Raw genomic sequence first — 12153 nt, 5'->3', positions numbered from 1 at the left:
CCCTGCTGCATGCTGCGGGTCGCGACCCGTGCGGGTCTAGACCGCCGGGGCCGTCGCGGCCTCCTCGGCGTCCGCCGTGTCGGGAGCGGGACGCTCCGCGGCGATCGCCTGGTACGCGGCGAGGTGCGTGTAGAGCTCGTCGCGCAGCGGGTTGCGGCGCTTCACGATGATCGTGCGGACCTGGTAGACGACGACCGCGATGTTGGCGAGCAGCGACAGCAGGCTCACGACGAACAGCGCCGTCGGGTCGTGCGAGGCGTCGACCGCGAACTTCGAGTCCGAGACGAACGACGGCACGGCCATCGTGAACATCATCCAGAACGCGAGCGTGTGCGCGCGGTGCTGCAGCCAGCCGCCCTTGCGCAGGAAGAACGCCGGGATCGTGCACGAGATGAGCAGCGCGGCGCCCGCGTAGAACGCGTGGTCGCCCACGCAGTTGTAGACGTACGCGAAGTTCCACAGGTCGTACGCGATGATCCAGAACCACAGCATGTCGGGCCACACCATGTCCTGGAAGCGGTCCTTGGTGACGAAGATGCCGACCCAGCCGCAGATCGTCACGAGGTTGAGGATGCCGGCGATGCCGTTCATGTAGTTCCACGCGCCGCCGACCATGAAGACGCCGTCGTGCATGCCCTGCAGGCCCGCGACCTGGAAGTCGCGGATCACGGCCTCGGCGATGTTGAGCGCGAGGATCGCGGGCGGGAACCACAGCGCGTACTTGTTGGCGGCGATCCGCTTGTTGTAGCGGATGAGCATGAAGCCGATGCAGCCGGCGAGGGCCGAGTACACCTTGACCCAGTGGAACCACGTGCCGGTCGAGGAGCCGGCGGCTGCCGTCGTGGGCCACACGAAGATCGTCAGGACGATCGGCAGGACGATGAAGACCGCGTATGCCGCGACCTTCGACCAGCGGACGAGCTCGTTGAGCCCGATGAGGACGCCGAGCACCAGGAGCCACATGAGCGCCGAGTACCACGGGATCGAGTCGAACAGGAACACCTGACACCACTCCCTGGGTGCGAGGCGGCGCGGGCGCCGCCGTGGGGTGGTGCGCCTCCCCTCGCGCTGGCTGGCCCCGGCGCACCTGGAGGGACCTCGCGCACGTCGGCGCCGACGGTGGCGGCGCGCTGCGGGTCAGTGCTCGGTGGCGACCTCCGGGGAGGCGGGGGCGTCCTGCCCGAGGGGTGCGGGGGCGCCGGCCGGGCGCTCGCCGCTCGCGCAGGCGACGGTCTCGGGCACGACGGTCGTGTCGGGCTCGAGCCGCAGCGCCTGGCGGACGAGCGCGACGAGCAGCGCGTCGTCGATCCCGGGCGTGTTGCGGGCGAGGCCGACGAGCCCGTAGACGAGGACGTAGAACGTCTCACGGACGTGGTCGATGCGGATCTGGTGGCGGGCCGCGTACGCCTGGACCGTCGTCTCCTCGAGGCAGTCGACGATCGCGCGGACGGCACGGTCGAGGAACGCGTTGTACATGCCCGTGGCCTCGACGCGCTCGAGGTCGGGGCGGATGGGGTCCATGGCGCGCAGGTGCGTGCGGAAGAGGGCGATCGCGGTGACGAGCGAGCCCTCGATGTCGCCTGTCGTGCGGGCGGCGTCCCAGGCGCGGACGGAGCCGACGAAGTGCTCGACGTAGCCGTCGAGAACCGCCTCGACGAGCGCGTCCTTGCTGGGGAAGTAGTGGTAGACGAGCGTGCGGGCGACGCCGACGCGGCGGGCGACGTCGGAGAGCGTCGTGCGGCTGAGGCCCTGCTCGGCGAAGAGCTCGCGAGCCGCGGCGACGAGCTCGTCGGAGCGGACGTCGGGCGCGGTGCGGGGGCTGCGCGGGGCCTTGTCGGTGCTCATGCGGCAGACGCTAGCGACGCTATTGACACATCGTCAATAGCGTCGTCGCAGGTGAGGACGTTGGTCCCGTCCGGTCCGCCCCTCCTGCCCGTCACGCGCGTTCTCGCCCCCGTCGAACCGTGCAGAGCGGGGACCTCCGGGCCTGGTGGGAGGTCGAACCACGTGATGGGCTGGAGGCATGGCACGCCTCCCCTCGCTCCGAGCCCTCCTCACGACGGGCGCCGTCCTCACCGCGCTCGCGACACTTCCGGTCCTGCGGACCTGGGCGATGCAGTGGGGCTCGACCGAGGCCGAGCTCGACGCGACGCTCCCGGGCGACGAGCTCACCCCCGCGGCCGACCACGTCGTCACGCGCGCCGTGTCGATCGACGCCCCGCCGAGCGACGTCTGGCCGTGGCTCGTGCAGCTCGGCACGGGACGCGGCGGCTTCTACTCCTACGACGCCCTCGAGAACCTCGCCGGCCTCGGAATCCGCTCGGCCGACCGCATCGAGCCTCACCTCCAGGACCTCGCGCCCGGCGACCCGGTCGCGCTCGCCGAGGGCCTCGAGCTGCGTGTCGCGACGCTCGAGATCGACCGCGCGCTCGTCCTCGCGGGGATCCCCGAACCGGGCGACACCCCGGAGATGCCGTTCCGCTTCTCGTGGGCGTTCGTCCTCGAGGAGACGGGCGGCGGGACGTCGCGCCTCGTCGTCCGCGAGCGTTACGAGTACCTGCGCCGCAGCGCGGCGCTCGTCGTCGAGCCGACGACGTTCGTCAGCTGGCTCATGACGCAGCAGATGCTCCGCGGCATCCGCACCCGCGCCGAACGCCCGCTCCCCGTCCCCCTCCCCTGACCGCGAGATAGGGGCGGGGCGCCGAGATAGCGGTCGACAGACCACTATCTCGGCTGCAGACCCCTATCTCGCGGCTACGGGGTGGGGTGGTGGGCGTCGTACTTATAGAAAGCTGGCCAGCGGCGGGTGAGGAGCCAGAGGACCGTCACGCACGTGAGGCCGCCGACGACCGCCGCCATGCCCTCGCCCCACCATGACGCCTGCGCGCCGAGCCACAGGTCGCCCGCCCGCGGCCCTCCCGCCACGACGACGATGAAGATGCCCTGCAGGCGCCCGCGCATCTCGTCGGGCACCGCGGTCTGGAGGATCGACGTGCGGAAGATCGCCGAGACGTTGTCCGCCGCCCCGCAGAACGCCAGCAGCACGAGCGCTGCCGCGAGCGCGGGCCACAACACGTGGTCGGGCGTCGTCCGCCCCGCTCCGAGCAGCACCGCACCGAAGCCGGCGACGCCCAGGCCCCACGCCGTGATCGCCCACACGATGATCGCGCCCTGCCGCCACATCCGGACGAGCCCGCCCGAGAGCAGACCCGCGGCGATCCCGCCGACCCCGATCGCCGCCGTGAGGTAGCCCGTCGTCGTCTCCCCGCCGCCCAGGACGACGACGCCGAGCGCCGGGAACAGCACGCGAGGCATCGCGAGCACCATCGCCGCGAGGTCGACGAGGAACGTCATGCGGACGTTCGGCTGCGTCGCGAGATAACGGAGACCCTCGACGACGGAGGACAGCCCGACGCGGCGCCGGGCGGGGGCAACGTCGGGATCCGGCACGTCGACCGACGTCGAGTCGGGCACGGACGCGACGGGCACGACGACGTCGCGAGCGGGACCACCACCGGGCTCGGTCGCGTACGCGATCGTGCCCGGACGCAGCGACGGCAGCCGCACCAGCGCCCACAGCGCCGCGAGGAAGAGGACCGCGTCGATCGTGTACGCGACCTCGTACCCCCATCTCGCGACGAGCACGGCGCCCGCGACCGGGCCGAGCATGAGCGACGTGTTGAACAGGAGAGTCTGCAGAGCGTTCGCGGCCGGCAGACGCGAGGGCGGCACGAGCATGGGGATGATCGCCGAGCGCGCCGGGTTGTTGATGCCGAAGCCCGCCGACTGCAGCGCGACGAGCGCGTACAGCACCCAGACCTCGTCGACCTGCAACCAGGCCTGCAGCGCGAGCAGCGCCGTGACGATCCACAGCCCGGCCGACGTCGTGAGCGCAACCTTCCGACGGTCGTGGACGTCGACGAGCGCGCCGCCGTAGAGGCCCGTGACGATGAGCGGCACGAGCGCGGCGATGCCGAGCCCACCCACCGCGAGGGTCGAGCCCGTGATGTCGTAGACCTCGAGCCCGACCGCGACGACGGTCAGCTGCGTCCCGAGGCTCGACAGGCCCAGCCCCCACCACATCCGGGCAAAGGCGGGCGACTCGCGCAGCGGCGACGTGTCGATGAGGAGGCGGGGCACGCAGGTGAGCCTACTGGCGCTGCACGAACGCCTACGATGACGGCGACGGAAGGACGACGATGACCTCACTCACCCGCGCCCGGCTCGCCGACGACCTGCGCACGCTCGGGCTGCGCCCGGGCGACGACGTGCTCGTGCACTCCTCGCTACGCGGCCTCGGGCACGTCGAGGGCGGTGCAAGCTCGGTCGTCGACGCGCTGCTCGACGCCGTCGGGCCAGGCGGCACCGTCCTCTTCCCGACGATCACGGCGACCGCCGAGCACGGCCCCGCGCACCCGCCGCGAGTCGTGCTCGCGGCGACGCCCGGCTGGACGGGCGCGATCCCCGAGGCGGCGCGCGTGAGGCCAGACTCGGTGCGGTCGGTGCACCCGACACACTCGGTGGTCGCGCTCGGTGCGCGGGCGCGCGAGCTCACAGACGGGCACGCGTCGTCGGCGACGCCGTGCGACGCGTCGAGCCCGTACGGGCGGCTCGCCGACCGCGGTGGGCGGGTGCTGCTGCTCGGCGGGGTCACGCACTCGTCGTCGACGTCGCTCCACGGCGTCGAGGAGCGCGCCGCCGTGCCGCACCACCTCCAGGACGAGCCGACCGACGGCGTCGTCGTGCTGCCGGACGGCACCGAGGTCGTCGTCCGCGGGCGCCTCCACCAGTGGGGCTGGGACCGCGACTTCGAGCGCGTCGCGGACCCGCTGCGGGCTGCGGGCGTGCAGCTCGACGGGCGGGTCGGCGCGGGCGCCGCGATCCTCGTCGAGGCGCGCGGGTACGTCGACGTGCTCGTGCCGCTGCTGCTCACCGACCCGACGTACCTGCTCGCGGAGCACGAGCGGACGCGCGCCTGACGTGCGACGCCCCGCCGGCGGGCTGCCGGCAGGGCGTCGTCCGTGCGCAGCGGGTGCGTCAGTGCGCCCCGCCCGTCCCTGCGTAGAGACGGTGGTACGCGCCGATCTCGAGCGCGAACACGCCGTTCGTGCCGAGCTGCACGTCACGCCACCAGTCGACGTCGCGCGCCCGGTACGTGCCCGACGTGGTCGACGTGCCCGTGCCCGGGGTCGACCCCCACGGGTTACGCAGCACGACGTACGTGACGCGCCGGTAGCGCGGCAGGTCGAGCTTCGGCGGCCACGGGAGCGGCAGCGGCAGCGGCCTGGGGAGCGGCAGCGGGTACGGCAGGTCGAGGTCCGGGCCGACGGGCCGCAGCCCGATGCCGATCGCCTCGTCCCCCGCGCCGACGTCGATGCCGTCGAGCACGTCGGTCCTCACGACGTCCCCGAACGGGAGCCGCCTGATCGGCACGAGCCGCTCCATCCACCCGAGGATCGAGTACGCGTGGTTCGCGACGATCGACGACGACGAGTAGGCGCCGTCGAAGGGCTCCGTCCCGTGCGTCCACGCGACCATGGGCGTCGTCGTGCGGCCGTCGACGCTGTGGCCCTTGATCGTCGCGAGGACCTGCGCGGACGTGAAGCTCGAGTGCCACTGCCGGTAGTCGCCGAGGCCCGTGAGGGCGCGGCACGCGATCGACGGGTCGCCGCCCGCGATCGACGGGATCTGCGGGAAGTCGGTCGGCTCCGACAGGCGCCACTTCGCGTAGGCCTTCTCGTAGACGGCCGGCCAGATCTCGCCCGGCTCGACGGATCTCGCGTAGAGCGGCGACGGCGAACCGCTCGGGGTGAGGATCGAGTCGGTCACCTCGACCTCCTCGAGGCCGTTGCCGCCCGTGAACCCGATCCGGTGCACGAACAGCTGGTTGTTCGGCGACGTCGCACGCGAGCGGTCGACGATCGTCCACGGCATCGCCCACGCGACCGACGACATCGCCGCGATGACGTAGCAGTCACCGACGCCGCCCTGGACCGGGTCGAAGAACTCGGCGGCCTCGTCGTAGAAGCGGCCGACGTCCGTCCACGAGCAGTTCGCCGGGTGGTAGCCGAGCTTGAACAGCGGGAAGAACACCTCGCGCAGGTCCGGCCGGAATATCTCGGACATGCGGCGCTGGTGGACGCTCGGTCCCTCGCCGAGATCCACGAGAGCGCCGCCGTCGCGCTGGACGACGGACCGGACGGGGATCTTCGCGGCCTCGTCGGGGGTGAGCATCTTCACGAGCTCGGCGAGCGTGCGCGCACCCGTGAGGTTCGCGAGGTCGGGACGCTCGGCGTCGTTGCCGCCCGGCACGTCCGTGAAGGTCGGGGCCGAGCGGACGACGTTCCCCTTCTCGTCGACGTGCTGGTCGACGTAGAGGGGCGAGCCGTGCTTGGGGTCGAAGAGCTGCTCGTACGGCGTGCGCAGCACGTCCTCGAGCATGCGCTCGGGCGACGCGACGGCCGCCCAGTCGATCGCGTGGCCGACGATGGCCTCCGCGAGCGCGTACGGGTTGGCGACACCTGTCGCTGCGAGCGGGGCGTCGTCGACGCCCTGCGCGGTGGTGTCGTCACGGGGCTTGCGGGTTCCGGGCATGGTGATCCTCCTGGTGCTCTGTCCGGTGGCGTCGGCGCGGGCCGGATGCCTGGCCTGACACACCTGAGGAGCGGAGGAGAATCGGGGTGATACGGACTCGACGCGGCGTCGCCCGGGCGGGTCCAGGGGTCGCCCGGAGTGCTAGGTCGAAGCGCCCGGAGGTGAAAGTGTGCGCGCAGCGGTCAGCTCACCCGGGGCGTCACTCCCAGCCGCCGTCGTCGGAGCCGAGACGGAGCCACAGGCCCGAGACAGCGGACCGGCCCTTCTCGAGGACTGTCGCGCCGACGACAGCGACGGCACCGACGCCTGCGACGAGGAGCCATGCGCCTGCGTCGCCCCAGGCGGGGACGAGAGCGACGAGCGGCACGCCGACGAGCAGCACGACCGCGCCGAGCGCGATCGCGGCACCCGAGACGAGACGACGCCGCACCTTCGTGAGGACGCCCCACGCCACGGTGAGCGCCCCGACGAGCAGGACGACCGCAGCCCAGGCGACCGACTGCTCGACGGTCCGCACGACGAAGGGGCCGATGACGAACGCGAGCCCGAGCAGCTCGAGCGCGAGCTCGGGGGCGGCCGACCGACCGACGGCTGACGGACGCATGCCGGCTGCCGGCCGCGGGACGCCTGCCGCGCCGGTCGGCGCCACCGCCCGAGCCTCCACCCGCGGGACCGACCTGCGGCGACGGTCCTCGCGCAGCAGGCTCGCATCGACGAGCAGTGCGAGCCCGAGCGGGACTGCCGACCACGCGACGTCGGCGGACAGCCCCGGCGCGAGCACGAGCCACGCGAGCGCGGCGGCGAGCGGGCTGAGCACCTGCGCGGCGAGCGAACGGCGCGCGACGCCCCACGCGCCGAGCTGGACCGCGAGCGCGACGAGCACGACCGCGAGGCGACCAGCCAGGCCTCCGTCGCCCTCAGCCTGCCCGGGCACGAGCGGCACGACGACGGCCAGCGCGAGCAGGATCGTCGCGAGCGATCCGACCGCGAGGGCCCGCGGCCCGTGCGCGGCGAGAACCCGCGGCAGCCGGGGTCGTCGGCTCCCGCGCGCAAGCACGGCGACACCGGCGGCCACGACAGCTGCCGCGGCAGCGAGACCGGACAGCACGATGATCCGCACGGAGGCCCCGGCGCCGCTTGCAGCGCAGGCAGCGAGCACCGTGAGGGCGAGTGCGACAGCGGCGGCGTCGAGCAGGATGCGCTCGCGCCACACGAGCACCCCCACACCAAGCGCGACGACGACGAGCGCGCCTCCGCCGACGATCGGCCAGCCGACGGTCACCGCTCCGGTGAGCGCTGTCACGGCCCCGACGCCCGCGACGAGGATCGCGGCGGCCCACCAGGCGCGCACGACGGGGCGGAGCGCTGCCCGGGCGCCCGCGCTCGGGCTGAGGAGGGGTTGCGTCGGGCCGAGGGCCCGCGCCTCGTCGGAGTCTGCCGTCGGCTCGGCAGGCTGCCGCGAGGCGGCGCCGCGGCGCCGCTCCACGACGGACCATGCGGCGCCGACGGCGGTCGCGACCGCGGCGCCGACGACGAGCGAGAGCTCGGCCACGGCCTGCGCCGTGAGGCCGGCCGCGAGGACGGCAAGGGCCCACGCGACGAGGCCCGCGGCAGCGCCGACGACGCCACGTACCGCATTCCGTGTGACGAGCGCGAGCCCGGTCGCGGCGAGCGCGAGCAGACCGGCGGCCACGGCGGGGCCCCACAGACCTGAGTCGAGCGCGAGCGCTGCGACGATCACGCCGCCGAGCGCGACGGCGTCGGCCGCTGCGCGGCCGCCACGCAGCGCGAGCACGAGCGCGACGAGGACGGCGAGCCCGCCGAGGGCGAGGTGCTCGGGAGCTCGCCACGTGAGCGCGGTGAGCGCGATCGGAGGGGCAGCGACAAGGAGCGCCAGGTGCCGTCGTCGCGCGAGCGGAGTGCGGCGGTAGGTCACCTCGGCGGCGAGCACGACGAGGAGTCCGGCGAGGATCGCCACCCACGGGTGCCCTGCCACGAGGTCCGGCAGTGCGAGCAGCCCGGCGCACCACGCGATGACGGTCCCTGCCGTCACGTGCCAGGGTGACCGGCAGCGCCACGCCACGACGAGGAGGACGGCCGCGACGGCCGCGAGGACGCTCGTCCCGAGCACCTGCCCGAGCCCTGCGGGAAGCACGAGGCCCGACGGCAGCGTCACCGAGCCGGCGTTCGACGGGCCTGCGGGCGTGGCGACCGCGAGGAGCGCCGCGACACCGAGCAGCGTCGTGCCGACGACGAACGGCGGGCGGGCTGCGGGACGCGTCGGCCACGCCCGTCGCGGGGATGCGACGGCGACAGCGAGGACGTAGCTCGCGCCGATCGCGGTCGCGACGACGGCCGTGGCCTCGGCCGGGTGCTCGCGCACCCAGCCCGACGCGGCACCGCTCGCACGCAGCACGAGCACGGGCAGGGCGGCCCAGGCGAGCACGACGAGCGCGCGAGGCCGGAGCCTCGCCGGCAGGACGACGGGCACGAGGGCGACGACCGCGAGCATCGCGACCTCGACCCACCGGTCGGCCGGGGCCGCCGGCCACCAGTCCTGTGTGCCGGACTCACCGTACGAGGTGCCTGTGGACAGCCCGACGGCAAGGACACCGAGCAGCCCCGCGCTCCACGGCGCGAGGTCCGCCGCTCCTCGGAGCGCGATCCGTCCCGTCGGTTCGGGACGCAGGAGGTTCGCGAGGGCGGCGAGGCAGAGCGCCCACGCCCCGACGACGACGGCAGCGGTCCAGCCGGGCACCTCGACGCCTGCGCTGCCGATCACGGCGTGGAGCGTGACGAGAAGCGTCGCGGGCACACCGAGGACCACGCACAGCCAGGGCGCTCGCGGGTCGAGGAGTGTGGGCGGGGTGGTCGCACGCATGGGACCGGTCGCGGCGAGCCCGACACCGTGGGGTGGCGTTGCGTCGGACACGGGTGCGGAGGGCGCGGCGCCGTCGAGCGCGGCCCTCCTGGACACGGTGCCGTCGAGCACGGCGCCGTCGGACAGGACCACGTCCGACAGACCCGTGCGCGGGGCGCGCCGCTCGGCCCGGACCGCCGCGACCACGCTGGTCGCGGTCGCGGCCGCGAGGACTGCGGCGAGCGCCCACGTGAGCGTCCCGTCGGGGTCGGCGCCGCCGACCTCGCTCGCGAGACGCACGACTGCGATCGGGACGAACGCGACGCACACGAGCGCCTGTCCGACCATCGCGACCGGGCGCGGCCGCGCCACGACGACGAGCACGAGTGCGGCGAGGGCGATGACACCCGCGCCGACGACCACGGGCGCGCCCGTGAGCCCCACGACGCCGAACCACGCCCACGTACCGAACACGGCCGCGAGCCACACCCGCAGTGCGGGAGCCAGCGGGCCGAGGCCGACGAGGACGGCGAGCGCGACGAGGACGGCGACGCGGACCCACCGGTCGGCCGGGGTCGCGGTCTCCGCGACGCTCGCCCACAGCTGCACGCCCGGGACCGCTGCGGCGACGAGCGCGAGCCCGCTGCGCCACCATGCCCGCCAATACCCGTCGACGCCCGTGGTGCCGCGTGCCGCCTCGCTCCGGCGTGCCGGGACGAGCCCGGCCCCGAGCACCACGACGGCGACGCCGAGGGCGAGCGTCGGACGCGTCGCGACGCCCAGCATGACGAGGCCGAACGCGGGCGCGAGGCCCGCGACGACACCGATCAGGTGCCGCACCCCCTGTGGCGACGCCGGGAACGGCCAAGCCCGGCGGGCGAGCGCCCACGCAGTGACGATGGCGCACAGCCCGGTCGCGGCCGACGGCTCGGGCACCGCGGCGAGCATCGCGGCACCGAGCCCGACGACAGGCAGGCCGAGCACCACCGTCGGACGACCTCGGCGCCCCGCGTCCTCGACGAGGGCGAGGAAACCGGCGGCGACGACCACGACGAGCAGGGCGGGCACCGCAAGCCGTGCCTCGACGTTCCCCGCGACGAGCGCCGTGACGCCCCAGGCGAGCGGCGCGGCGACGTCGGTCAGCGACGCCGGGAGCGTCGTCCGCACCGCGAGGAGCGCGACGACGAGACCTGCTCCGGTCGCGAGCACGAGCCAGGCCGCGGGCGCCCCGGCCGCCCACGTGAGCATCGCGAGGACGGTGACGACGACGAGCGTCGCCGGACCCGACGGGCCCACCCTGACGCTGCGCACGCGCGCGACGACGAGCACGACCGCGAGCGCGAGGGCCATCGCACCCGCCTGCCACGCGCTCGGCTCGGCCACGTCCTGCCCGACGGGCATCGGGCGACCGACACCCGTCGTCGCCATCGCCGCTGCGAGGACGAGCGACGGCACGACGACGTGCCGCAGCGCCGAGCCCGGCACGCGGCGTGCGCGGACGACATAGGCGATCGCGCACGCGAGCGGCACGAGCGTGAGTGCGACGACGAGCGGCGCGCCACGGGGATCGGGCGGCACCCGGAAGCCGTCGACGAGCGACGTGACGAGCAGCAACGGCACGAGCAGTCCGCCGAGCACGACGAGCGCCTGCGCGACATCTGCCGCCCCCGCGCGCCGCAGGCGCCATGCAGCGACGAAGGGAACAGCGGCCGCGGTGAGCTCTGCGACCGGACGCAGCGCCGGGCTCACATCACCGAACGCGAACGCGACGAGCCCGAAGACGCCGACGAAGAGCAGCAGGACACCGAGGTATGCGAGACCGTGCGCGGCGAGGGACGCAGCGAGCGCGCGACGCCACGCCGGTGCGGGACGCGGGGTGCGCGGAACGGCGGGGTCCCGGCGAGGTCCGTAGGCCGCCGACGGGTGCTCGACGGGGCGCATCCGTATCGTCCCCGGAACGTAGCCCGAGGCAGCGGCGCCGGGCGGGAAGGCGGGCTGCGTGACGGGCTGCACAGCTGGCTGCATCGTGGGCTGCATCGTGGGCGACGCGGTCGGCGGCGCGAAGGGCGCGGTCGGCATCTGGAGCGTGGACTGCATGCCGGGCTGCGCGGTGGGGGCTGCCGACATTGCGGGCGACGCAGCGGGCGCGGGCACGACCCCCACGGCCGGTGCGGTCGTCTCGGCACGGAGCATCCCGACGACGGTCTCGAGCGCCCGCGCACGAGCAGGGTCGAGCGCGCCGGCCGCCCACGCCTCGGGCAGGAAGACATCAGTGACGAACGCGAGAGCTGCCGCGTCACCCTGCCCGAGAATGCGTCGGACGGGTCGAGGGTCCTGCCAGCTCTGCCGACCATCGGACACCCATGACGTCCATGCACCGTTCTCCTCGAGGCGCAGCGCTGTGCGCCCGGTCGGGTCCGGCAACCAGGCCATGGGGCCTCCTCTCGCGCGATCAACCGACAACGTAGCGGTTCGCGCGGTTCCGCGTGCGTTGTCCACAAGCGCGGCACTCATCGAGTTCCCTGCGAGGCCCTTTCGTCGCGCGGCTGAACCCGAACTGCGTGGTGACTCCCGGCTCGACCTCGCGCCCCGACGCCGACGCCACCACGCGGTTCTCAGGCACACACGCGGGTTTGAACCCGCGCGCAGGACTGAAAACCGCGCGTAGGCGGCGGCCTTGCAGCCGGACTCCGGAAATC

General features: G+C 74.1%; 7 protein-coding genes. 2 read left to right on the top strand and 5 right to left on the bottom strand.

Annotation, left to right across the window (positions count from 1 at the left end; all coding sequences use genetic code 11):
- Nucleotides 1-36 precede the first annotated feature (36 nt).
- Together G7063_RS00425 and G7063_RS00420 are read right to left on the bottom strand one after the other, a co-directional pair.
- The gene (locus tag G7063_RS00425) at nucleotides 37-1002 is read right to left on the bottom strand and encodes a DUF5692 family protein (RefSeq protein WP_166412585.1); all 966 of its coding nucleotides are present in this window, start codon (nucleotides 1000-1002) and stop codon (nucleotides 37-39) included.
- Nucleotides 1003-1137: 135 nt separating this feature from the next.
- On the bottom strand, nucleotides 1138-1845 hold the full coding sequence (locus G7063_RS00420) for a TetR/AcrR family transcriptional regulator (protein WP_166412584.1): 708 nt from the start codon (nucleotides 1843-1845) through the stop codon (nucleotides 1138-1140).
- 178 nt (nucleotides 1846-2023) lie between these two features.
- Here G7063_RS00420 and G7063_RS00415 point away from each other — a divergent pair, with 178 nt between their 5' ends.
- Nucleotides 2024-2680 carry an SRPBCC family protein gene (locus G7063_RS00415; protein WP_166412583.1) on the top strand — a complete coding sequence of 219 codons (657 nt, stop codon included), beginning with the start codon at nucleotides 2024-2026 and terminating at the stop codon, nucleotides 2678-2680.
- 74 nt (nucleotides 2681-2754) lie between these two features.
- Here the strand turns inward: G7063_RS00415 and G7063_RS00410 are convergent, their stop codons facing one another.
- Nucleotides 2755-4140, bottom strand: coding sequence for an MFS transporter (locus G7063_RS00410; RefSeq protein WP_166412582.1), 1386 nt, complete (start codon nucleotides 4138-4140; stop codon nucleotides 2755-2757).
- A 59-nt stretch (nucleotides 4141-4199) separates the two neighbouring features.
- Here G7063_RS00410 and G7063_RS00405 point away from each other — a divergent pair, with 59 nt between their 5' ends.
- On the top strand, nucleotides 4200-4979 hold the full coding sequence (locus tag G7063_RS00405; protein WP_166415120.1) for an aminoglycoside N(3)-acetyltransferase: 780 nt from the start codon (nucleotides 4200-4202) through the stop codon (nucleotides 4977-4979).
- A gap of 58 nt (nucleotides 4980-5037) precedes the next feature.
- Here G7063_RS00405 and G7063_RS00395 read toward each other — a convergent pair whose 3' ends face one another.
- The gene (locus G7063_RS00395) at nucleotides 5038-6594 is read right to left on the bottom strand and encodes a C2 family cysteine protease (protein ID WP_206188182.1); all 1557 of its coding nucleotides are present in this window, start codon (nucleotides 6592-6594) and stop codon (nucleotides 5038-5040) included.
- Between the two features lie 199 nt (nucleotides 6595-6793).
- A complete protein-coding gene (locus tag G7063_RS00390; RefSeq protein ID WP_166412581.1) occupies nucleotides 6794-11887 on the bottom strand; it encodes a PT domain-containing protein in 5094 nt (1697 codons plus the stop codon).
- Between the last annotated feature and the right edge of the window lie 266 nt (nucleotides 11888-12153).

Origin of the sequence: Sanguibacter sp. HDW7, assembly GCF_011300875.1 — a bacterium.
Classification (GTDB): domain Bacteria; phylum Actinomycetota; class Actinomycetes; order Actinomycetales; family Cellulomonadaceae; genus Flavimobilis.
The sequence above is the reverse complement of the archived record's forward strand: the minus strand, read 5'-3'. Positions and strand labels throughout refer to the sequence as shown.